Origin of the sequence: Streptomyces sp. NPDC053079, assembly GCF_044546695.1 — a bacterium.
In the GTDB taxonomy this organism is placed as follows: domain Bacteria; phylum Actinomycetota; class Actinomycetes; order Streptomycetales; family Streptomycetaceae; genus Streptomyces.
Genome location: NZ_JBITZJ010000001.1, coordinates 1,564,121 through 1,583,547 on the forward strand (window position 1 = coordinate 1,564,121; position 19,427 = coordinate 1,583,547).

39 protein-coding genes and 1 tRNA gene are annotated in these 19,427 nt (G+C 69.2%); 5 read left to right on the forward strand and 35 right to left on the reverse strand.

The annotated features are described in order from the left end of the window. Window positions 1-117: 117 nt before the first annotated feature. From ACIGXW_RS06625 to ACIGXW_RS06655, 7 genes are all read right to left on the reverse strand, one after another. A complete protein-coding gene (locus tag ACIGXW_RS06625; RefSeq protein ID WP_399570533.1) occupies window positions 118-591 on the reverse strand; it encodes a hypothetical protein in 474 nt (157 codons plus the stop codon). Window positions 592-620: 29 nt separating this feature from the next. Next, entirely contained in the window at window positions 621-1,103 is a 483-nt protein-coding gene (locus ACIGXW_RS06630) for a hypothetical protein (RefSeq protein WP_399570536.1), read from the reverse strand. Window positions 1,104-1,165: 62 nt separating this feature from the next. Then, window positions 1,166-1,327 carry a hypothetical protein gene (locus ACIGXW_RS06635; protein ID WP_399570537.1) on the reverse strand — a complete coding sequence of 54 codons (162 nt, stop codon included), beginning with the start codon at window positions 1,325-1,327 and terminating at the stop codon, window positions 1,166-1,168. 6 nt (window positions 1,328-1,333) lie between these two features. Then, window positions 1,334-1,492, reverse strand: a complete 159-nt coding sequence (locus ACIGXW_RS06640) for a hypothetical protein (RefSeq protein WP_399570539.1) — start codon at window positions 1,490-1,492, stop codon at window positions 1,334-1,336. Beyond that, entirely contained in the window at window positions 1,489-2,529 is a 1,041-nt protein-coding gene (locus ACIGXW_RS06645) for a DUF2637 domain-containing protein (RefSeq protein WP_399570848.1), read from the reverse strand. The genes ACIGXW_RS06640 and ACIGXW_RS06645 overlap by 4 nt, the downstream gene beginning before the upstream one ends. A 70-nt stretch (window positions 2,530-2,599) precedes the next feature. Next, the gene (locus tag ACIGXW_RS06650; RefSeq protein ID WP_399570541.1) at window positions 2,600-2,851 is read right to left on the reverse strand and encodes a hypothetical protein; all 252 of its coding nucleotides are present in this window, start codon (window positions 2,849-2,851) and stop codon (window positions 2,600-2,602) included. Continuing rightward, on the reverse strand, window positions 2,848-3,027 hold the full coding sequence (locus ACIGXW_RS06655) for a hypothetical protein (RefSeq protein WP_399570543.1): 180 nt from the start codon (window positions 3,025-3,027) through the stop codon (window positions 2,848-2,850). The genes ACIGXW_RS06650 and ACIGXW_RS06655 overlap by 4 nt, the downstream gene beginning before the upstream one ends. A 187-nt stretch (window positions 3,028-3,214) precedes the next feature. Between ACIGXW_RS06655 and ACIGXW_RS06660 the strand changes: the two genes are divergently transcribed. From ACIGXW_RS06660 to ACIGXW_RS06675, 4 genes are all read left to right on the forward strand, one after another. Further along, on the forward strand, window positions 3,215-3,490 hold the full coding sequence (locus tag ACIGXW_RS06660) for a helix-turn-helix domain-containing protein (protein WP_071964967.1): 276 nt from the start codon (window positions 3,215-3,217) through the stop codon (window positions 3,488-3,490). A gap of 95 nt (window positions 3,491-3,585) precedes the next feature. Continuing rightward, complete coding sequence (locus ACIGXW_RS06665) at window positions 3,586-4,068, forward strand: hypothetical protein (RefSeq protein ID WP_399570546.1); 483 nt, start codon at window positions 3,586-3,588, stop codon at window positions 4,066-4,068. Between the two features lie 350 nt (window positions 4,069-4,418). Beyond that, window positions 4,419-4,580, forward strand: a complete 162-nt coding sequence (locus ACIGXW_RS06670) for a hypothetical protein (RefSeq protein ID WP_399570548.1) — start codon at window positions 4,419-4,421, stop codon at window positions 4,578-4,580. 143 nt (window positions 4,581-4,723) lie between these two features. Then, window positions 4,724-4,903, forward strand: a complete 180-nt coding sequence (locus ACIGXW_RS06675) for a hypothetical protein (RefSeq protein ID WP_399570550.1) — start codon at window positions 4,724-4,726, stop codon at window positions 4,901-4,903. 12 nt (window positions 4,904-4,915) lie between these two features. Here the strand turns inward: ACIGXW_RS06675 and ACIGXW_RS06680 are convergent, their stop codons facing one another. From ACIGXW_RS06680 to ACIGXW_RS06785, 22 genes are all read right to left on the reverse strand, one after another. Next, complete coding sequence (locus ACIGXW_RS06680) at window positions 4,916-5,125, reverse strand: hypothetical protein (RefSeq protein WP_399570552.1); 210 nt, start codon at window positions 5,123-5,125, stop codon at window positions 4,916-4,918. Window positions 5,126-5,536: 411 nt separating this feature from the next. After that, window positions 5,537-6,121 carry a MazG-like family protein gene (locus tag ACIGXW_RS06685; protein WP_399570554.1) on the reverse strand — a complete coding sequence of 195 codons (585 nt, stop codon included), beginning with the start codon at window positions 6,119-6,121 and terminating at the stop codon, window positions 5,537-5,539. Between the two features lie 39 nt (window positions 6,122-6,160). Then, window positions 6,161-6,388 (reverse strand): hypothetical protein, encoded by a 228-nt coding sequence (locus tag ACIGXW_RS06690; RefSeq protein WP_399570556.1) that lies wholly within the window; start codon window positions 6,386-6,388, stop codon window positions 6,161-6,163. A gap of 69 nt (window positions 6,389-6,457) precedes the next feature. Then, window positions 6,458-7,051, reverse strand: coding sequence for a hypothetical protein (locus ACIGXW_RS06695; RefSeq protein ID WP_399570559.1), 594 nt, complete (start codon window positions 7,049-7,051; stop codon window positions 6,458-6,460). Between the two features lie 232 nt (window positions 7,052-7,283). Continuing rightward, entirely contained in the window at window positions 7,284-7,670 is a 387-nt protein-coding gene (locus ACIGXW_RS06700) for a hypothetical protein (RefSeq protein WP_399570561.1), read from the reverse strand. A gap of 524 nt (window positions 7,671-8,194) precedes the next feature. Further along, complete coding sequence (locus tag ACIGXW_RS06705) at window positions 8,195-8,410, reverse strand: hypothetical protein (protein ID WP_399570564.1); 216 nt, start codon at window positions 8,408-8,410, stop codon at window positions 8,195-8,197. Continuing rightward, the gene (locus tag ACIGXW_RS06710; protein WP_399570566.1) at window positions 8,404-9,027 is read right to left on the reverse strand and encodes a hypothetical protein; all 624 of its coding nucleotides are present in this window, start codon (window positions 9,025-9,027) and stop codon (window positions 8,404-8,406) included. The genes ACIGXW_RS06705 and ACIGXW_RS06710 overlap by 7 nt, the downstream gene beginning before the upstream one ends. Then, window positions 9,024-9,281 carry a LuxR C-terminal-related transcriptional regulator gene (locus ACIGXW_RS06715; protein WP_399570568.1) on the reverse strand — a complete coding sequence of 86 codons (258 nt, stop codon included), beginning with the start codon at window positions 9,279-9,281 and terminating at the stop codon, window positions 9,024-9,026. The genes ACIGXW_RS06710 and ACIGXW_RS06715 overlap by 4 nt, the downstream gene beginning before the upstream one ends. 1 nt (window position 9,282) lies before the next feature. Beyond that, on the reverse strand, window positions 9,283-9,606 hold the full coding sequence (locus ACIGXW_RS06720) for a hypothetical protein (RefSeq protein ID WP_399570570.1): 324 nt from the start codon (window positions 9,604-9,606) through the stop codon (window positions 9,283-9,285). Further along, the gene (locus tag ACIGXW_RS06725) at window positions 9,596-10,363 is read right to left on the reverse strand and encodes a hypothetical protein (protein ID WP_399570572.1); all 768 of its coding nucleotides are present in this window, start codon (window positions 10,361-10,363) and stop codon (window positions 9,596-9,598) included. Before ACIGXW_RS06725 ends, ACIGXW_RS06720 begins: the two co-directional genes overlap by 11 nt. A gap of 504 nt (window positions 10,364-10,867) precedes the next feature. Next, window positions 10,868-11,050: a hypothetical protein gene (locus ACIGXW_RS06730; protein WP_399570575.1), complete on the reverse strand. Its 183-nt coding sequence runs from the start codon at window positions 11,048-11,050 to the stop codon at window positions 10,868-10,870. Further along, window positions 11,043-11,261, reverse strand: a complete 219-nt coding sequence (locus ACIGXW_RS06735; RefSeq protein WP_399570577.1) for a hypothetical protein — start codon at window positions 11,259-11,261, stop codon at window positions 11,043-11,045. The genes ACIGXW_RS06730 and ACIGXW_RS06735 overlap by 8 nt, the downstream gene beginning before the upstream one ends. Continuing rightward, window positions 11,254-11,604: a hypothetical protein gene (locus tag ACIGXW_RS06740; protein ID WP_399570579.1), complete on the reverse strand. Its 351-nt coding sequence runs from the start codon at window positions 11,602-11,604 to the stop codon at window positions 11,254-11,256. Before ACIGXW_RS06740 ends, ACIGXW_RS06735 begins: the two co-directional genes overlap by 8 nt. A 133-nt stretch (window positions 11,605-11,737) precedes the next feature. Next, window positions 11,738-11,971: a hypothetical protein gene (locus ACIGXW_RS06745; RefSeq protein ID WP_399570582.1), complete on the reverse strand. Its 234-nt coding sequence runs from the start codon at window positions 11,969-11,971 to the stop codon at window positions 11,738-11,740. A gap of 38 nt (window positions 11,972-12,009) precedes the next feature. Then, the gene (locus tag ACIGXW_RS06750; protein WP_399570585.1) at window positions 12,010-12,273 is read right to left on the reverse strand and encodes a hypothetical protein; all 264 of its coding nucleotides are present in this window, start codon (window positions 12,271-12,273) and stop codon (window positions 12,010-12,012) included. A gap of 100 nt (window positions 12,274-12,373) precedes the next feature. Beyond that, a complete protein-coding gene (locus ACIGXW_RS06755) occupies window positions 12,374-12,547 on the reverse strand; it encodes a hypothetical protein (RefSeq protein WP_399570587.1) in 174 nt (57 codons plus the stop codon). A gap of 54 nt (window positions 12,548-12,601) precedes the next feature. Beyond that, a complete protein-coding gene (locus tag ACIGXW_RS06760) occupies window positions 12,602-12,811 on the reverse strand; it encodes a hypothetical protein (RefSeq protein WP_399570589.1) in 210 nt (69 codons plus the stop codon). Between the two features lie 109 nt (window positions 12,812-12,920). Then, window positions 12,921-13,181, reverse strand: coding sequence for a response regulator transcription factor (locus ACIGXW_RS06765; protein WP_399570592.1), 261 nt, complete (start codon window positions 13,179-13,181; stop codon window positions 12,921-12,923). Next, on the reverse strand, window positions 13,178-13,513 hold the full coding sequence (locus ACIGXW_RS06770; RefSeq protein WP_399570594.1) for a hypothetical protein: 336 nt from the start codon (window positions 13,511-13,513) through the stop codon (window positions 13,178-13,180). The genes ACIGXW_RS06765 and ACIGXW_RS06770 overlap by 4 nt, the downstream gene beginning before the upstream one ends. Window positions 13,514-13,536: 23 nt before the next feature. Further along, window positions 13,537-14,106 carry a hypothetical protein gene (locus tag ACIGXW_RS06775; protein ID WP_399570597.1) on the reverse strand — a complete coding sequence of 190 codons (570 nt, stop codon included), beginning with the start codon at window positions 14,104-14,106 and terminating at the stop codon, window positions 13,537-13,539. Between the two features lie 169 nt (window positions 14,107-14,275). Next, entirely contained in the window at window positions 14,276-15,046 is a 771-nt protein-coding gene (locus ACIGXW_RS06780) for a hypothetical protein (RefSeq protein WP_399570599.1), read from the reverse strand. Further along, the gene (locus tag ACIGXW_RS06785; protein ID WP_399570602.1) at window positions 15,043-16,020 is read right to left on the reverse strand and encodes a mucin-2; all 978 of its coding nucleotides are present in this window, start codon (window positions 16,018-16,020) and stop codon (window positions 15,043-15,045) included. The genes ACIGXW_RS06780 and ACIGXW_RS06785 overlap by 4 nt, the downstream gene beginning before the upstream one ends. Window positions 16,021-16,164: 144 nt before the next feature. Here ACIGXW_RS06785 and ACIGXW_RS06790 point away from each other — a divergent pair, with 144 nt between their 5' ends. Then, entirely contained in the window at window positions 16,165-16,380 is a 216-nt protein-coding gene (locus ACIGXW_RS06790; RefSeq protein ID WP_399570604.1) for a type II toxin-antitoxin system prevent-host-death family antitoxin, read from the forward strand. Window positions 16,381-16,448: 68 nt separating this feature from the next. Here ACIGXW_RS06790 and ACIGXW_RS06795 read toward each other — a convergent pair whose 3' ends face one another. The 6 genes from ACIGXW_RS06795 to ACIGXW_RS06820 form a co-directional block, all read right to left on the reverse strand. Continuing rightward, window positions 16,449-16,820 (reverse strand): helix-turn-helix domain-containing protein, encoded by a 372-nt coding sequence (locus tag ACIGXW_RS06795; protein WP_399570606.1) that lies wholly within the window; start codon window positions 16,818-16,820, stop codon window positions 16,449-16,451. 25 nt (window positions 16,821-16,845) lie between these two features. Beyond that, window positions 16,846-16,920 (reverse strand) — tRNA-Leu (locus ACIGXW_RS06800). A gap of 10 nt (window positions 16,921-16,930) precedes the next feature. Then, entirely contained in the window at window positions 16,931-17,656 is a 726-nt protein-coding gene (locus tag ACIGXW_RS06805) for a helix-turn-helix domain-containing protein (RefSeq protein ID WP_399570608.1), read from the reverse strand. Between the two features lie 102 nt (window positions 17,657-17,758). Continuing rightward, window positions 17,759-17,956: a hypothetical protein gene (locus tag ACIGXW_RS06810; protein ID WP_399570612.1), complete on the reverse strand. Its 198-nt coding sequence runs from the start codon at window positions 17,954-17,956 to the stop codon at window positions 17,759-17,761. After that, on the reverse strand, window positions 17,953-18,435 hold the full coding sequence (locus ACIGXW_RS06815; protein ID WP_399570614.1) for a WhiB family transcriptional regulator: 483 nt from the start codon (window positions 18,433-18,435) through the stop codon (window positions 17,953-17,955). Before ACIGXW_RS06815 ends, ACIGXW_RS06810 begins: the two co-directional genes overlap by 4 nt. Continuing rightward, window positions 18,435-18,956, reverse strand: a complete 522-nt coding sequence (locus ACIGXW_RS06820) for a hypothetical protein (protein ID WP_399570616.1) — start codon at window positions 18,954-18,956, stop codon at window positions 18,435-18,437. The genes ACIGXW_RS06815 and ACIGXW_RS06820 overlap by 1 nt, the downstream gene beginning before the upstream one ends. Between the last annotated feature and the right edge of the window lie 471 nt (window positions 18,957-19,427).

The following is a 19,427-nucleotide window of genomic DNA, read 5'->3' on the forward strand; positions in this document are numbered from 1 at the left end:
CGAAACCCTCGAGGTCCTCGCGGCGGCCCTTGGCGCACCATTCGCACACGCCGTTGCCGAGGCGTCGGCCGAGAACCTCGGAGCCCGACGACAGGCGGTCAACGATGTACGGCGCCTTCACAGCAGGCCTGCCCCGTTGTTCAGCATGGACAGTCCCTGGTCCCCGATCCAGTTGGCGCCGAGGACGAGGTAGGCGAGCGCTGCGGCCACGCCGGGCAGGATTCCCAGTGCGGCCCAGGAGAGGAAGCCTCCGATGATGCGCCACCGGTCCTTCTTGCTGGAGGACCGGAAGAGCGCGACGACGCCAACGAACAGCAGGAAAACCACCACGCCTCCCTCCGGCGTGAGGACCCCCGCACTGCCGTGGGCCACCGGCGCGCTGCCCGTGCCGGTCACGCTGCGGACCGCCTTGTCCCCACCTCCCGAGAGGAGTGAGACGGCGCCGGCGGCTCCCCAGCCGAGCAGGCCGGCGAGGCACACGGTGGCGAACGAGCCGAGGAGGCTACCGCTGGCGTAGGGCAGGATCGCCTTGAAGTCGCGGTTGGACTTCCACCAGGGGCGCAGGTTCAGGTACAGGATGGCGAGGGCCATAGCGACCCCACCGAGGCTGAGCGCAACGTTCACGGCTGTACTCCGGTGACGAGAGTGATGAGGTCGTACCAGCCGAGAGCGCCAGTGCCGCCGATGCTGGTGACGATGAGCAGGGGGCGCGACCACCAGGTCGGCCACTTGGCGTCGATGACCACGGCAAGGGCCAGTGCTCCACCAGCGAGGCAGTAGGCGGCCGGCAGGGCGAAGCCGCGGGCTTCGTGGAGTGTGGCTGCCCATGCGGTGGTGATGCTGTGGCCGTATGCCGGGGAGGGGATCAGGACGACGGCGGCCCAGGCCAGGCTTTGCCAGGGGCGCAGCCAGCGCCAGAACCAGGAGAAGTCCCGCCGTAGCTTCTCCTCCTGGACGGGCACGAGGTCGACGACCAGGCGCACCTCGAGGACGCCCGGAGCGGGCGGTGGGGGCGGTGGCGGCGGAGCCAGCGGCAGGACGGGCGGGGGCGCGGCGGTACGCCAGGGCGGCAGGTTCGTGGCGCCGGGCGGGGCCGACGGCATCGGTGGCGGGGTAGGCAGGGGCTGGCCAGCCGGGATGATCCGGGTGGGGGTGAACGGGTCGCTCATGACCGCCCCCATGTGCTGAAGAAGACGGCGAGCAGGATGGCGACAGCGACGCCCACCACTACGACCTCGGGCCAACGCCAATCCCAGTCACGCGCGATGGCAGGAATAAAGACGAGGCCAGCGGCGAAGCCGAGCACACCGAAGAAGAGCTCAGTCATGGAGTCCTACCTGTAGAGGTGCGCCCCGAGGGCGGCGATGGTGACGGCGAGCACGGCCGTGAGGGCGGGGAGAGTGGCGCGGCTGGAGGCGCGCAGTGCGCAGGCCAGGAGGCCGAGGCCGGCGAAGAACATGTGGACGGGCCAGAGGCAGTCGAGGAGGCTCACGGGTAGAAGCCCTCACCTACGTCGGTGATCTCCAGTTGGCGCGCCTGCCTCTGCTCCGCCTTCCGCGCCCGTGACAGGACGGTGCGGACGTATGGCGCGTCGACCGGGACTCGGGCGATGAGCTGCGCCTGGTGGGCGATGTCGACGGCTTTCGCATCAGGCCCGAGACGTGATGCGGCATCGAGGATCGCTTTGGTCTTCGAAACGGGCGGGAGGGCTCCGACCTGCGGCGCATCGTGCTGCGCCACGGGCGTATCGCGAGTCGTATCAGCACGATGGATCGTGGTGGCGTGCCCGGTCCCCCCGCGCAGGACGAGCGCGACCTGGACGGCGGAGACGTTCAGCCCGTACAGCCCCAGCTCAGCCGCGAGGTCTGCGGGCGGGATGTGCGGCTTCGCCGAATGCGCCACGCGAATGGCTTCGATGGGGTCCATGCCGGCGAAGTGCTCGCGGAGGGCGTCGGATGCCTTCCGCGGCTTTCCCGGCGCCTGCCCGGCGGGCGTCCGCGCCGTGTCTGTGCGGGTCACGTGGGCCTCGACTTCATCCTTCGTGCGCTTCCAGGCTTCCTCGGTCGCCAGGAGCCAGCCCCAAAAGCCGAGCTTGGGCAACGTCGCCGGGACATCGCCGTCCTGTGCTCGCATCCGGGCACGGTGGGCGGACCAGGAGAGGCCGGCGAGGACGAGGAGCGCCACGGTGGGCATAGCGAAGAGAAGGAAGGCGCCGCGTCCGCCGTTGATCAGGTCAGCGTGGAGGCGGTTGAGGTAGATGGAGATGGCGGCAAAGCCCAGGGTGGCCAGGTGCGGGCCGAGGGCGGACCGGCGCTCGCGGACGGCTTGGCCGGCCAGGTAGAGGCAGGCCATGGCCGCGCCGTCGAATACGGCTGCTGTACCGATGGCGAGGGGCTTGGGCACGCCGTAGCGGTCATGGGCGACGACGTAGAGGGACCATGCGGTGATGCTGGCCGCTGCGCCGCCGATGAGGGTGAGGCTGGCCCACCAAACCAGATGACTCTTGATCTTGTCGAGGTCCACATTCATCACGTGCTGCTCCTGGCGGAGGAGGGCCGGGCCCGCGGCGGGGAAGGAGGCGGGCCCGGCTGTCGGTGGGTCAGCGATGCGCGGCGCAGGACGCGCCGCCGGGCCAGTCGCACCGGACGCACAGGACCTGCGCGGCGCAGGTCCGGCAGGTGGAGTACGGCTCCCTGTGCCGGGTGCAGAGCCGGTCGACGAAGGCGCCAGGCACGTGGCTGTACTCGTTGCGGAGCGCCTCGTGTGCGAGGAACTCGGTGTCGAGGGCGCCGAGGTCATTGACGTACTCGGCGAGGATCTTCCGGTCGCGGTCGAAGACGGCGTGGATCATCGCGAGCCTCCGTAGCAGTGGCCCGTGGTCCAGATCCTGGGGCGGGCCTCCGCGTCGGCCTTGTCGTTGTAGTCGGCTTGGCAGTGCTCGACGTCGGCGGGCTCGTCGATGATGCGGTTCCCGCTCACCGGCGGGGGGCTGGGCTCGCTGCGGTGGTCGCCGTTAGAGTTCGGCATGGTCGTTCCTCCTGGTTACGCAGGCGGGATGACTGGCCCCGGTCCATATGGCGTGTGCAGCGCCGGGCCGGGGCCGACTTGTTGGCAGTGCGTGGACTGCCTTCCCTCACTGTAGGGGAACCCCCTACAGTGAGGGAAGCGGCCCGCCCGAAGAGAGGGGCCGGATTTGAGCGAGGAGGCGCGACGAGTGTTCGAGGCACTCGATGAGCTCGAAAGAATCGCCGACCCGAAGGTGCGTGCGCTCGCTCTGGGCGAAGTACTGAAGCAGATGCCGAGCAAGAACAAGAAGCTCAAGGAGCTGCGGCAGCAGGCTGTCCAGGAACTGCTCGACCGTGAGGGTGCGTCCCTGCGGACTGTCGGCGCCGACCTGGGCGTGAGCTTCTCGACGGTGCAAGACATCGCGAAGGGTTATTCAGGCTCAGGGAGCAAGCGTCCGAAGAAGAGCGAGCCGGCGGCCGAGTGACTTCCTTCGGAAGGGGGCGAAAGGGCCAGCGTTCCCCTCGGGAGGTCACTCCCGTCCCTAGACTGGGCGGCTGCGACGGAAGGGAATGATCACAAATGCGACCCGCACGCTTCCAGGAATTCGCCGTCAAGGCACTGGCGCAGGCCCCGGACATCCGGACGGTTGAGCCGTGGAATGAGGGCACCGCCAGACCTTGCGGGGTGAAGATCACGTTCACGACGGGGGCGCAGATCTGGCACGCGATCACGTACACGATGGCGCCGGGCGAGAAGATGGACGGTCCAGAAGCTCCCGTCGAGGGTGAGGTGCCGGCCGAGGTGCCGTGGCCTGAGCTGACCCAGGGCGGGAAGATCAACGTTCGGGCGTCCGAGCGGTACTTGGTGGCGGCGATCCTGAACGCCGGAAGCGCCGAGGTCGCGAGTGCGTCTGGCTACTCAGAAGGGCCGACGCCTGCGATGCATCCCGGATATGGCGTGCAGTTCCATAACGGGTCCAAGATCTTCTGCGTGTATGCGTACGCCCTCCGGTCTGGCCAGGAGCGTGGCGGAAAGGGGTTCGGCCTGCCTGAGGCGGTCTAGCGGTTGATCTCGTGTGGGCCGCATCATCGGGGCGCAGCTTGGGCGTCCGATGGGTGGGAGGTCTGTATGCGAGGTCGGCGGTTCGATCCGGGGGAGTGCGGCGGTTCGTGCCCGGAGTGTGGGTCTTGGGTGGGTGCCGAGCCGGGTGAGCCGGTGGCTCACCATCAGAAGCCCGATGGCAGCAGGGAAATATGCCCTGGGACCGATAGCCCGGCTAACGCCTAGCAGGAAAGCACAGCCCCACGCCCGTGAGGGCGTGGGGCTGTGTGCTGCCCGGTGGCCCGCGGTAGTGACCTCCTGAGGCCGACTGCAGTTGACCTGCCATGGAGTTGAGGGCGCGCCTGTGGGCGTTGATCGATGACCAGGGCGAGCGGCTGCCGCTGTCGACGCTCGGTGAGATGCGGGCCGTTGTGGCCCTGCTGCAAGACGCGGGAGCGGGCGACGGGGTGCAGGCGGACGTGGCTGCGGAGTTGGCTGCCCGGTTCGCCCGCCGGCTTCCCGCTGAGGAGTAGCTTGGGCCGATCCGGATAACCCGGCCGGGCGGGGGCGGTCGCGGTGCTCGATGACAGTAGCCCTGCCGGCTGAGGAGTAATCACGGTAGGTGTCCGGACGGTAGAGGGCACTGTCCGGACGCGAGGTTCCGAGGAGCGACGCCGTGGCCGCCTTTATCCGCGTGACGCGCGAGGAGCTGGAGGAGCAGCGCCGGCGCCTGCTTGCCGAGTCCAGGCTGAGCTACGAGGAGCTGCGGGACCGGGCCGCTGTGTGGACTCTCAGTCCGGAGGAGCTGGACGTCTGGCGCACCGTCCGGGGGATCGAGTACCTCCTCGACGGGTGATTGTACGTGGGGTCAGGGCTGCTGGGAGTCCGGCTCGGGCCTTGGGCCGGGAACGGCGTGGAGGTGTCGCAGCGGTCTCAGCTGGTCCGGGGCGTACCGGGCAATGAATTCCGACTCGGACAGTTCGCCGATGCCGGAGTCAACCTTGAACGCGACGGTGATCCGTATGCCATCGGGCAGTATGGCGGTGCGGGCGTTGTAGTGGGTGACATCGTCTGTCATTGCTGCTCCCCACGGTTCGTGGTGGTGCGGGGGCGATCACGATCCGCCAGTTGACCGGCTTTGGTCAAGGGGTGTGCTGACAATCCACTTTGTTGATGGCGTCCAGATGTGTCCGGACAGATCCGGGCGCAGGCTGGGTGTGTGTCCGGACGTGCGCGGATAGCGGTGTACCCGCCGTCGCCGGCAGGCGGCCGGCGGGTGACGGCGACGTGGTGGTGCTGGGCGTGGCGTACGGCGCAGGGCTGACGCGGTACGGTCGAAGTCGCCCTTGGAGGGCTGCCGGGATCAAGGCCGGAGTCGGGTGACCGGATCCCTCCACCCCTTGAGGTGGTTGTGGCCCTCGTGACTCCCTCCAAGGGCTCTTGGATGCGGTCCGGATTCGTGTCCGGACCGCATCCGGAGTCAGCCTCTTCAGCCGATGCGTCGGCTGATCCGCCGGGCGTGGTCGTCGAGGGTGGCGGCCGGGTCAGCGGTGAAGGCGTGGAGCGCAGTAGCCGCCGTGATGATGACGTCGCACAGCTCCGCTGCCACATCGGAGCGCCGGTGGGTCACGCCCTTGCGCGGGTTCTGTCCCGTCATGCCGATGTACGCGGCCATAACTTCGCCGGCTTCCTCGCCGAGTTTCATCAGGCGCATGGCTGTCTCGTGATCGCCGGTGCCGTTGGCCTGGTCGAGCCAGGCTGCGGAGGCGGCGGCGGTCTCCCAAAGGCGCGGGCGGCCTGGGTCGTCCGTCTGGGCCGGAACCCAATAGTCGGACTGTCGGCCGCTGGCGGCGAGGCGGGTGTCGATGCTGCGGATCATGCGGGCGACATGGTCGGTTCGGTCGTATTCGGGGAGCGCGGGGAGCGGGGCGCGGCGGAGTTCGTCGGCGATCTCGCCGCGGATCTGCTGCTCGAAGCTGTCGAGAAGCGCGTCGGCCTTGCCGGGGTCTCCGAGGGCGCGAAGTTGGTCGCGGGGGGTCTGGGCGGTGCCATAGGTGTCGCCGTCGTCGTACATCGTGCGGGCTCCTTACGGGGTTGACTCGCGGGCGGGGGCCTAGAAAGGGGGCTCGGTGGAGTAGCCCTCGGCTCCGGGGGCTGGCTCGCTGGCGGCCGCGAGCACATCGTCGTAGTAGTCGTCCGGGGGCTCCGGGTCGAGTCGGTTGCCGTGCTCGTCGATCAGGCCCTGGGCGCGGTCATCCTTGAACTCCTGCCAGTAGTCGCGCTCGTCCGGGTCCTGGTCCTCGGAGCGGTGGTTGTCGCTGAAGTCGTCGATGTCGGTCACAGTGATCTCCTGATTGGTGATCGGGCCCGGCGGCCGGGTGGCCGCCGGGTGGCCGCCGGGGGGCGCGGGCTAGAGGTCAGGGGTGGCGGTTTCGGCCCGCTCGATCACGCGGATGCTGTCGGTGTAGACCGCGTCAACCCCGCGTCCATCGCTAAGTACGGTTCGGTTCTTGCCGATCTGCCGGGGCTCGCGGTCGACGCGGATACGGGTTTGCCGAGGCAGGGTTCCCGCGATCGTGGCCTCCACGAGGTCTCCAGGGCGCACGACGGCTACGCGCTGCTCGGCATCCGGCGCCGCGCGGCGCGTGTCGTGACTGCTCGGCGGGCGCCGAAGCCACGTCCACGGGTCGACCAGCGTGCCGGGGACCATCTTGGTGGGGGCTGCCATGCATTCGCCCTCCACCGGCGGCTCGTTGAGGGAGCACTTCGCCTCGTCTTCGAGGGCCTGGATGTTGGCGACGGCTTCGCGCTTCGTGTCGTAGATGCCATCAGCGGTGACCTCGCCGGGGTAGGTGAGGTACCAGCGAGCGGTCACGCCATATCCCACGTCCTCCAGGGGCTTGATCTTCTCCAGGCCGTACATGCCGCTGGGGGTGTGGATCTCGTAGGAGCCAGCGGCGATACGGCGGACCTTGATGCGAACGGAGGGGGTGCTCGATGCCATGGGCGTTCCCTGTCTCGGTGGGCGAGCGGTGGCGAAAGGGCCCGGCGGGTGGGGCCGCCGGGCGGGGCGGCTGTCAGGCGGTGCGGTCGTAGCAGTCGTTCCAGTAATCGCGGTCCTCTCGGGCGATCCGGCGGCACTCCTCCGGGTCCGGGCGGTTGACCGTGACCGTGAAGCGGCGGGCGGGGCGCTCGGTCGTCCGGTCGAGCTGCTGCGGGGCGGCGGTGTAGTTGGTCTATGCGCACCTCGCGAAGTCGGCGGCGACCAGGTGGCGGGTGGCCTTGTACGTGTGGAGGGCGGTGTACAGGGCGGGGTCGGCTGGCGCGTAGACGTGGACGTGGATCCAGCGGCCGGTGGTCCGGTGCTGCGTCCAGACGCGGATGGCGTCGGCTCCGAGGTGGGCGGCGCGGTACGCCTTGGCGACGTGCCGGCCATACCAGCTCTTCTGGCCGTCCTTGAGGTCGCTGGCGCCGAGGCGGTCGAGGATGTCGCCGGTGCGGACGAGGTGGCCGGTGTCGACGAGGTGGGCGACGAGGCCGGAGAGGGTGCGGTAGCCGAGGGCCTTGGCGGTGGTGCGGGCGGTGGCGATGGTGCGGCGGATGGCGGTGATCTTGCGGTTCATTAGGTTCCCCCCTGGCGGTTGGTGTACGTACACCGTAGCGCTGGGTGTACGTACACCGCAAGAGGTTCTCTGGATTTCCTGTACGTACACCCCGTACTGTGTGGCCATGCCAAACGCCCCGCGCACTCAGCACCGATCAGTCCGCATCTCAGACGAGGACTGGGCCGACCTCGCCGCACGCGCTCCCAGCGGCGACCGCGCCGGCGTCATCAAGGACCTCATCGCGTGGTACCTCCGCCGACCTGGGGCGAAGCTGCCTGCACGCCCCGCCGCCGATTCCGCTCAGTCAACCGCCGAGTAGCGGCCGGCCTGAGGTGCACGCGGCTCCTCGGAACCTTCAGCGCCGCGGATGGTCGTTGCAGTCGCACCACGTGCTGCGCGGCCCGGGGGGCGGTCGTACGGGCCAGACAGTGGCGTAGCGCTCGGCGCAGTGCCACCGGCCGCCCGGGGTGTGGTCGGCGGGCCAGGAGCAGCGGACGGGCCGCCAGCGGTACCAGCGCCATGACGGGCACCGCCGGCCGGGCCTACTCACTGCTGCCCCGGTGGCAGACGCAGATGCAGGAGGCCTTGCAGAACTTGCACACGGCCGGCCGCTTGGCGCCGCTGAGTCCGGTGTGGTGCTGGCAGTAGTCGTGGTCGTCGTGCAGGCAGCTGGTGGACAGGTAGACGTGGCGGCCGGCGACCCGGTGCGCGAGGCGGAGCAGTGCCACCGCGAGGGCGTCACGGAGGCGGTTCACCATGCCCCTCCGGTCGCCGTGGTGAGGGCGCGGATTCGCTCGTACTTCTCTTCGGTGGTGTGGCCGTCCCACCCGCGGCAGATCCGGTTCGTCGGCATGACGTGCTCGAAGAGGTCCAGGTCCCGCTCGGCGATGTGCCAGCTGAGTTGGCCGCCCGGGGCCTCGACGATGACGACCTTCCAGTCCGGGGCGTGGGGGTCGGTGTGACCGATGTGCGAGGGGTAAAGGGCGGCGAGGTGGGCGATGAGGTGGGCGCGCTCGCGGTATACGGCGTCGCGCTCGGCCTCGACGACGGCAAGCTGCTGGCGGAGCTGCTCCTCGTACTGGTCAGCGTCGTGCTTTTGGAGCTGGCGTGTGCGCTCGGCTCCGGCGGCCAGATCAGCCCACTTCTGGGAGTCGGCCCGCAGCTGCTCCATCTCGTGGTCGCGGATGGCGAGGATGGCGTCAGCGACCTCGGCGGCTTCGCTGCTGGATAGCACGACTGCGCCGCCGTTCTGGGCTGTGTGACATGCCTGGGGGGTGATGAGGATCTCGACGGTGCGGGCTGCCTCGGCGTAGCGCTGGCGGAGGCTGTCCGGATCCGTCCGGGCACTGTCCGGATCCGTGTCCTTGCTGGTCATGCGGCACTCCCGTCCGCGTAGGTGTCCAGGAGTCCGCGACGGAATCCGATGGCCACGGCGTGTGTCTTGCCGCGCGCGCCGAGCTTCCTGTTGATGCGCAGAAGGTGCGACTTGACGGTGTTCTGGGACAGGAAGAGCTCGACGGCGATGGCGGCGATGGCGGCGATGGTGCGGCCGTGGCTGACGGCCTCAAGGATCTCGACCTCGCGCTCAGTCAGCGGTGTACCGACGCGCGCGCGGGCTGGGGTGGCCATGTCAGTCTCCTGGTAGGTCGAGTGCGGCGTTGATCCGGTCGGCGAGCTGGGTGGCGCCGCACTGCCAGAGGCAGCCGGCGCCGAGCTCGGTCAGCTGCGCGGTGAGGGCGCGTATCTGCTCGAGGGTGCCTGCGGCCTGGCAGTGGGCGGCGTAGCAGCCGTTGCCGGTGGCCTCGGGTCTGTCGTCGGGGGTGTAGAGGTGGCGCCAGCGCCCCTCGTCGTCGACGGGGCAGGAGCGGCACTGGACGCCGCCGAGCGCGGTCACGCTGTTGTGCTTGTCCTGGCGGTGGCCGCAGAGGCACAGCGGGGCGGGGTCACCGGGCATGGCGCTGCCGGCGCGGGAGGGGCGGGCGCTGCTCGTCGGCTTGGTCGGTGCCGTCGAGGATGTGCAGGATCCAGGAGGCGGAGGCGATGTTGTCGCCCTTGGCGGTTGCGCGGCTTTCGGCGTAGCGCCGTACGCGGCGGGCCTGGCGGGCGAGGAGGTGGGTGGCGGCCTCCAGCTTGGCTGTCTTCAGCTTCTCCAGGGCCAGGCTGGTGCGGAGGGCGTCTTGAGCTCGGTCGTGCACGGCTATGACGGAGTCGGTGATGGCGTCGATGCCGGTGCCGGGTGCGGCCCAGGAGTGGGCGCGGATGGCTGCGGCGTACTCGTGGCGGAGGGTGGCCGGGTCTGTCAGATCGGTGTCAGACGGTGTCCGGCCGATGTCCGCTGACAGTGTGTCCTTGCAGGTGGATGCGGTGTCCGGGAGTGTCCGGACACTGTCCGGACTGCGTTCGTGGGTGGTGTTGTCGGCCCAGATGATGCGGGTGGCTCCGTCGTGGCCGTGGATGGCGATGAGGTCGTCGACGCTGCTCCACGCGGTGGTGCTGGGGCGGTCGCCGCGCCATCGGATGGAGGCGGTGCCGTCGGGCCACAGGCAGCCGTCGGCGACGATGCCGACGCCGGAGACGCCACTGACGTCCCGGTCTCGCTGGAGGGCGAACGGCCGGCCGAACTGCAGGGGCTCGCTGGGTGCGCCGTGGTGGTGGCGGATGTGGTCGGCGTAGCCGGCGAGTGAGGCGGCGGCGGTGGCGTACCCGGCCACGCGTGTGCCGTCGCATTGCTGTCCGCCTGGGCAGTGCCATCCGTGCCAGTCGGTTCCGGCACTGAAGAACACCGTCCGCCCTGAGGGGCTCTCAGAGGCGCTGTTGCGGGTCGGAGCCCCCTGCACCCCACCCGTTACCTCCAAGAGCCTCTGAAGGGCGCTCAGGCTCCTTACGGGGTGGGGTGTGGGGTTAGCCTCCGGGTACCGGCGGATGCGGCGCGGTAGTTCGGTCATCGGTTCCTCCGTCGGTTGTCGCGGGCGATGGCTCGGCGTGTGGCTCGGTTCGGCGGGGGTGGGTCGGGCGCATCGTCGTCCACGACCTGCTCGGTACGGACGACGATGGTCTGCCAGGTACGCCCCGGGGCGGGCAGGTGCTCGCCCCGGGGGCTACTCGATATGCCGCTCACGGCGCGCCCCTGGTACCGCGGCGGCCGAGGATGGCGGTCAGAACGATGGCGAGCTGGCCCGCCGCAGCCGCGACGGTGGCGACGAGATCCCGGGCGGTCACTGCGGGCTCCGGCTGAAGTCGAGGGCGGATTGCTCGATGATTCGGCGCAGCTCCTTCGCCGGTTCGAACAGGGGATCGTCCCACGAGTCGCCGACGAGGTCGGCGAGTTCCTCTTCCGTGATCTCGATGTGGATCCGACGCTGGCCAGCGATCCGGTTCATGTAGATGCGCTCAGGCATCGTCGGCCTCCTTGACCACGGTGCTGGTGGTGATCTCCTTCACGAGGCGGTGCTGTACCTCGGGTTCGTGGTTGCAGTGCCACGCCAAGGCCCTATCGGCCCCCTCGGAGGAGAAGCTGAAGCTCACGGTGCCCCAGCCGGTCGGGTACCAGGCCTGGATCCGCCATGCGGTCCGGGGTGGGTAGGCCTCGGTGGCGGGGATGTCAGACATGGTCGACGCCCTCTCCGAGCAGGCGGCGGGCGACGGCCAGGGCCCAGGGGTTGATGACGCCTTCGTCGTCGCCGTCCGCCAGGTTGTCGAGGAGGTCGGCCAGCGCAAGACCGAAGGCCGGGTCCATGGCGGCGACGTAGTCGTTCACGGCCTCGAGGTGCGTGGCCCAGGTTTCGATGAGGACGCCGGGATGCTCCGGGTGGTCCAGGACGACCGGGCTGAGGCTGCCCCTTGTGTGGCCGGTCGTCCAAGTGGTGCGCTCCTCGTAGGTCGCGGCGGTGGCGAGGGCGCGGAGCCGGTCTGTGGCGGCGCGTAGTACGGCGGCCGGTGGCGTGGCACTCACTGGGGCTCCTCGCGGCCGAGGTCTCGGGGGTTGCAGGCGACGTAGATCTGTTCGGCCTGGATACAGGTGCTGGTCATCGGGTGGTCCTTCGGTTGGGCCCGGCCGCACGCTCGGCGGCCGGGCGAAGGGGTGGTCAGTCGACGGGGTCGATGATCGGCTTGCCGTTGTCCGTCACGGGCTCCCAGCCGTCGCCCAGGTCGAGGTTCTGTCGCTGTCGCAGGCCGCCCGAGCACTGGTGGCAGAGGGTGGGGAACTCCCCCTGCTCGTACGCGGCCTCGATGATTTCGGCGGGGTCGGTCACGTCGTCGGGTACCTCGACGTCGATGGCGGTCGAGGCGACGGTCTGGAGGTGGACGCGGTATCGCACGGGGCTCCTTCAGCGGGTGGTGGTGTGCGGCGGGCGGGTCATCGGCGGGGCTCCTTGGTGCGGTCGGTCGTCTCGTCGTCGGTGCTGAGGACGGCGCACAGGTGCTCCATGACCGCGGTCATGTCCTCGATGTCCTTTCGGCGAGCGATGCGCTTCTCCGCCCAGAACGCCCAGCCGTGCAGCAGAACGAAGACGGCGGCCAGGACGAGATAGGCCGGCAAGGCGTTGATGAGGACTGCGGCGATAGCGCAGCAGTTGGCGGCGATCCTGGCGATGAGCACGTGGACGGGGCTGGCGGTCACGAGCGGGGCTCCTTGGGTCGGCCGGTCAGGCGCCGGCGCTCGGACGGGGTGACGAGGACGCTCGTCGTCAGGCAGACCAGCGCGGCGATGCGGATCTCGGTCATCGGCTGGTCTCCTCGCTGGAGGGGAGCTGTCCGGCGCCCTTGCAGATAGGGGCGCGGTACCAGTCCCTGGGGGCGGCGAGGTTGCTGTGGTGCCGGAGTCGTCCGGCGGTGGTCACCTGGAACTCGCGGCCGCACTCGGGGCAGGTGCCGCGCGGCGGAGTGTTCGTCATCGATGGTTCTCCTTCGGTCGGCCCGGCCGCGGTCGGCGGCCGGGTTGCTTGGGGCTAGCGGTTCGCGGTCGTGTCGGGTGCCGCGCATGCTGGGCAGAGGTCGCCGTCCTCGTCGCATTGCCAGCCCTCGTTCACGGCGAGAAGAGTGCGGACCACCACGTGCCGTTCGCGGAGGGGCACCCTGTCGCTGAAGCCGTCGTCGGTACTCCGCTTGTGACCGCAGCGGCCGCAGGTGACGGTGATCTGGGTCGGCTGGTTGATCACTGGCGGTTCTCCTTGGGTTGGCCGGTCAGGCGCCGGCGGTCGGGCGGGGTGACGAGGACGCTCGTCCAGATCGAGATGAGGGCGACGAAGGCCAGCACGAGCAGGAGGATCACTCGTCGCCCGCCTCGGTACGGACCGCCCTCTGCTCCGGGATGCGCACGTCGTCCGGGCTGATGAGCCGGCAGCGGAACGCCTGCGCGACGAGATGCCACCTGTTCCGGGCGCCGAGCTGGCGACGCAACTTGGCCATACGGGACTTGACCGTGTTCTCGGCGCGGCCCATGGCCTCGGCGATCTCCGGGTTCGATCGGCCGTTGGCGAGGAGGCGCAGCAGGTACCGGTCGTCCGGGCTGGGCAGGCGGCTGGTCATGGCGTACGGCTCCTGCTCTGCCGCAGCGTCGTGCAGTCGTCCTCGTGGACGCGGCCGGCGCTCAGCCACCACTGTTCGCAGCACCACTCGAGGGTCAGCGGCGCGGCGTCGGCGCGGCGCTGGAGGCGGGTCGCGCGGGCCTTTCGGTCGGCTTGGACGAGCGCGGTGCGCAGCCTGGTGGTCTGGTGCTCGTGGTGGGCCTGGACGGCCAGCAGGAGGGCTACGACGGTGAGGGTGGTGGCGAGGCGCCAGTCGTCGGTGCGGCCGGCCTGGACGGCGGCGGCGAGCAGGGTGACGGTGGCGAGGGTGGCTATGGCGGTGCGGCGGTTCATGAGGGTGCCTCCGGTTGCGGCGGTCAGTGGTTGGGCGGGGTGTCGGAGGTGAGCTCGGCGAGTTCGTGGCGGATGAGTTTGGGGCTGATGACGGGGTGCCAGTTCTCGAGCTCGAGGGAGACGACGTCGGTGAAGCCTTCGAGGTCGTCGAGTCGGTTGTAGAGCTGGTCGAGGTCGGTGTCGGTGAGGTTGTCGAGGCGGATGCGGCTCGGCTTTGGTTCGTCGGCCTGGGTGGCAGGCTTCGACATCAGGTCGTTGGCGAGGTGCTCGGCGAGGTACCACCGTGTCTGCGGGAGTTGAAGGGCTGCCCAGCGGGCGACGGCGTTGAAGGAGGCGAGCGAGTCGTGGATCGCGCTGGTGAGGTCGTCGAGGCGGATGCGGTTTGGCGTGGGCTGCTGGCCTGCAGCTCGGGCGGCTTCGTGGAGCGCGTAGACGAGCTGCTCGATGTCGGCGGCTCGGAGCTCGACGGAGACGGCGATGTCTTGACGGGGCGAGTCGGCGTGCACGGTGACGTATGGGCCGCCTTCGGTATCCGGGCCGGGGATGACGGCGAGTTCGTCGCCGGAGGCGTCGGTGAAGCGGGTGATGGTCATGCGTTCGACTCCTGCGACTGTGTGGCGGGTTGGTTGTTCCAGGCGGTGATGCGGGCGTCGTGACTTGGGATGCGGATGGGGCGGCCGCGTGGGCTGGTGCAGCGTTGGCCGGCGGGGGCTTGGCACCAGGGGCAGCGGATGGCGTGCTCGGGGTAGAGCGGCTGGACGGTCATGAGGCCTCGGCTTCCTCGTCCGCTGACGGTTCCTGGACGGCAGAGTGCGGCTGGAAGCCGTCGTCCGGCTCGATGACGGTGCCGGGCGGGAGGGCGGCGAGCGCGGTACGGGAGGTTTCGCGGCGGCGCTCCAGTTCACGCTCGGCTTCCGCGCGGGCGTCGAGGGACTGGCCGGCGGCGAGATGGCGGCTGGCCTCGATGCGGCTGGGGTGGGCGTCCCGCCTCCGCTGGTGGCGGCCGTTGTGGCACGGGACTCCGACCTCGGCACCGCAGTGGGGGCAGGGGGCGGCGAGTTCAGGCCGGCGGCTGAGGGCTTCCCGGCCGATCGCGTTGAGAATGGCCCTGCCCCGGCCGTCAGCGTCGACGCTCTGGCCGCTGGTGATCGCGGCTCGGGATGCCTGTGGTGGGGTCTGTCCGCTTGCGGCGGCGCGGGTGAGGGCGCGCATGTTCTGGATCGACTGGGCGCCGGTCTCGCCCGGGACGCCGTCGTAGAGGGCATTGGCGTCGGCGAGGCGGGCGTTGCGGATCTGCTGGCGGTGGTGGCGGACGTGGTGGGGTTCGAGCCACCGGCGCTTGGTGGGATCGAACTTGGCGGCGCCGTCGAGGGTGGTGCTGCCGTAGAAGGCGGCGACGGCGTCGAGGGTGTCCTGGTCGAGGGGGATGTCCCGGAGGGCGGAGGCCCAGGCTTTCGCGGCGATCGTGCTGGGCTGGCGGTTGTCGAAGGCGGCGGCGTGGGCGAGGAGTTGCCCGGCTTCCGTGGGGGTCACTGGTCCTCCTTGGCGAGTTCTTCGGCGACGGCGAGCCAGCCGGCGACCTTGGCGTCAGTGCCGCTCAGCTGGCCGGGCGGCTGGAAAGGCAGCACGGCGGCCCCAACGGCGGCCGGTAGATGCTCGGTGGTCTGTGGCTGGGCTGGGGCGTCGGGGAGGGCGCGCCAGGCAGGGACGAAGTAGCGGGCGGAGCGGGGTTGGCTGCGGGCGCCGTGCCAGCTGGCGGTCGCCGAGGTGACGAGCACAGGGATGCCGCATCGCTTGACGAGAGCTTCGATCAAGAACCACTCGTCTGGCTTCAGGTCCCAGCCGACGATGAGTCGGGCGGTGGTGAGGGCCTCGACAAGCGGGCGGCAGGAGTTAGGGATTCGGGGCCGGTCACCGATGAACGGAGGTGGGCCGTCGCAGCTAGCTAGCTCTTCCTTCTCTTCCAGAGGAAGAGAAGGAGGGAGAGGGTTAGGGCGCGGGCGCGCGCGAGTCTGAAGTTCGTCCCCGAGGGACGCATCTCGTTGACCTGCGGTGTCTTGAAAAACGGGGGTATCTTTCGAGGGCGAAACATCTTCTTTTCCGCTTCGATTCGCCCTTGAATCGTCGGCGAAAAGAGGACGGTTTTCCTGCGCTTCCTGGCCCGCGCGCTGGGCTCGCTTCTTGTCGGCAGCCTTCTCGCGGCGCTTCTCGACGACGGCACGGGTTGCGTTCGGGCCGATGTAGTCATGGAGGACGTAGTCGCCCGGCTCGGGCTGGGCGCACCGTGCGCAGGTGTGGCCGGCGCCGTGGAGCATGCCGACGGCCGTGAGCTTCTTGAGCTGCGGCAGTGTGCCATAGAGGGCTGCGATTTCGGCAGGGATGACGCCGTCGGTGAGGTGGTCGCAGGCGTAGGAGCCGAAGCGGGTCCACAGTCCCAGGGCTGCGTTTCCGACGCGCACGACTTTGCGGTGTGCGTGAACGCTGGTGTCGACGGCGAAGTGGGGCATGTGGTGCTTCTTCCTGGTCGTGCCGATGGCGTGGAGGCAGGGAAGAACTGCTGATCAGGGCGGCTTTGAGGCCCGCCCCTTCACGTGTCCATCATAGCGCTCATGTACATCAAGTACACAAGAGTGCTGAGGTACACTCCGGGCATGACCGCGCCGAAGATTGAGCACGAGGAACGCATCGCGGACGTACGCAACGCGCTCGCCGATGCGATCGGCCGCGCCCGCTACGGCGACGAGGTGACCGTCCTGACCAGCCGCGGGAAGCGAGTAGCGGCCCTGGTCTCCATGGACTTCTACGAGCGCGCCCAGGCGGCCTTGGGCGAGAAGCGTGTGCCGGCAGCGCCCGACACCAGCTCCTGACCAAGAGGGTTGGGTGAAGCGGGCTCCAGCCGCGCGGATGGGCGTGCTGTTCCCCGACAGCTGCGCAGTCACCGCGCGCTCCCGCGCTTCGTGCCCTTGAGAGTGCCCTTCGGTCGCATCGTCACGCCGACCTCGAGCAGCAGCGCTCGCGCCAGGGTGTACGACCGGCCCATCTCTGCGGCGAGCCCCTGCACCGTGGCCCCGGCCTCGTACCGGCGGGCGAGGTGAGCGGCGAGTTCGACTCGCGCTTGCACGTCAAGGCGTTGGTGGCCGCGGGGCCGAGGCTTCATGCCGGCGTGAAGGAGCAGGCTGTGGGTGGTGCCATACGAGCGCCCTGTCCGCTTGGCGATCAAGCCGATGGTCTCGCCGGCCGCGTACCTGGCAGCAACCTCGGCGGCCACCCTGTCACGGGCGGCGCCGGTAAGATAGGTCCTCGGCATGAGGGTTCCTTTCTGCTGGTCGAGGTGCCCGGAACGGGATTCGAACCCGCACTTGATCCGCTTTTAAGGCGGCTGCGTCTACCAGTTGCGCGACCCGGGCTTTCAACGGATCAAGCCGCTTTATGGGCGGGGCGTCTTTTGCCCGTGAGGAGGTTGCCGAGGCCGCTCGTGCTGTAGCCGACTTCCTTGGCGAGATCGCGGATAGTCGCACCTTCGGCACGCCGATCCCGGATCGCCTCAAGGTCTTGCTCAGTCAGCATTCGGCGGCCGCGGTGCTCCCCTGATCGGTTGCCTATCCGTTGGTCCTTCGGGAGGGGGCGAGGGGTCTCGTGCTCGTGCCACAGGGCGATAGCCTGCTTCCGGGCGTTCGCCAGGTGATAGGCGAACCCGGAGGGCGACAGTCCCAGTTGCACCGCGGCTGCTTGGTGGTCCTCGGTGAGGGCGAGTGACATGATTGCCTGTTGTTGGGCGAGGGTGAGCCGCGGCCAGATTTGAGCAAGTGCCACGCATTCCACGAGCTTCTCTTCCCACGGGACGTGACCGGTGGTCTGCCAGTAACGCGCGAATCCGATCGGACCCTGAAAGCCGTGGGTCTGAAATTCCGCTTGGACGTATAGGTCGGCGGCGCGCAGACCGGTGTTGATGAGGTCGTTCCTGGTTGGTGGGGCCTCCGCAGTGAGCAGGCGCTCGGTGATAGCGAACTGGGCCGCCTGGTATCGATCAGGGGTACCCATGGCATGAGACCAGCGATCGATTGCGATGACGAGACGAGCGATCTGTTCAATGTCACGGAAGGTATAGCCGTGCCAGAGGGGGACGGCCGCGGGGTCGGTCACTGGTTACCTCCGTCGGATGTCGATCTGGTTAGCTCGGACCAGCGAGGGGGTTTGTGCGCCCGGGGCGGGGGATGTGGAGGTCACCCCGCCCCGGGCCGTTGTTCATTCAGTTGTGCATTCGTGAGCAGCGATGGCCTTGCTGATGCTGGGCACGCCGTCTCCCGACGCGCTGGCCGTCCAGCCGCAGCGGCACCGGTAGTCGGCGGTGGGAATGCGGAGCCACTCGCCGGAGGAGTAGTTCCAGTGGCCCATGTCGACGTGGAGACCGGGGAGTTCGGCCGGCGGCCAGCGCACGGTCATGCCGATTGCTGCTGGGTACGGGTGGTCTCGTCCTGCATGTGGCTGGGCTCTACACATCCGTCCTGGCCGCATGACGAGGTGACGTAGCCCCGCGGGTGACGACCGTGGTGGAGGTAGAAGGCGATGCGGTATGCCGACTTGTTGCGTGTTCCGTGTCGCACCTGGGGAGTTCCGCGCCTGGAGACGTAACCCGTCCACAGGAGATGACTGCCGTCGATGGCCTCGGTACGGGAGCGGAACAGGCGTTCAAGGTCGCCTTCATCCTGGGGGCAGCGCTGGTCCGCTTCCACTCCGCCCCAAATCCCGTACTGCTCGCCCGACGTCAGCGCATAGTCGAGGCACTGGAGACGTACGGGACAGCGACGGCAGATGTTCTTGGCGTCACCGGCCTGCTGCATGGCGTCGGCGTCCTTGCCGACGGGAAAGAACAAGTCCACGTCGGAGCCTTGACATGCGGCGTATGGGAACCAGTCGAGCATCAGAGCACCCCCGCTCGAGGCTCAGGCCACCGCACCTTGTCCAGTCGTGCGCGCTGCGCGTCCGGCAGGGTGAACTCGGGGTGGCCGTAGTGGTCGAGGCCGGCGGCCCGCAGCCACCACGCGTCGCACTGATCACCACCGGGGTCGTGCGTGAACCGGCGGCCGGCTGCGAGGTAAGCAGCGGCGGCCATGCGCTCCTTGGTGGCCTTGCCGTAGTCCGAGGCGTAACACTTGAGCGTGGCCGGGACGACGAGCGCGTACGGGACACCAAAGTCCAGGAGCTCGGCCTTCACAACGCCGTGGACTTGAGCGGTGATCCCGGATCCCATGGCGTGCTTGGGCAGGTCCTCGAGCACCGCGACGTGCGGTTGTTGTGCCGCGAGGATGCGGCGGATCTCCGACCGGATGATGAGCAGACGGTGGTCTCCGTCCCGGCGCTGCGTCGGGATCAGGTATGTCGTCCCGTCCGGCAGCGCTACGCCCGTGGAGGTGAGCGAGAGATCAAGGCCCAGAACGTTCACGACTCGCCCCCCGCCTCAGCGGGAGTGCCACAAGAGCAGCAGCGCAGGACGCCGTCGATCCCAACGACGTGGAGCCGCTCACAGCCTTCGACTGCACAGTAGGCAGCCTCGACCGTTCCGCCATGCTCGGCGAGTGCCGCCTCATCCTGCTCGGCGGTGCCCACGTGGACGGTTGCCGGCCGGTACCGGTGACGCCCCCGCTCACGGCCGGACCGAGCGTGCAGCCGCTGCCAGACCCACATGGCACCCTTGCCCACGCCGATCAGGAGGAGGAGTAGCCCAGCGAGCCAGGCCACGAGGCCAGTGAGGAGCAAGGTCAGGATGAGGGGGGTCCCCATAAAGGTCATCCGGCCACCTCCCACACGGCCAGGCGGCGGCGCCGGCTGCAGGTGCAGCAGGTGACTGTGCCGTCCTGGTGGTCGATGTGCTTCTCGTGGTATCTCCCGCACGGGCGGCAGTGCAGCCACCGGA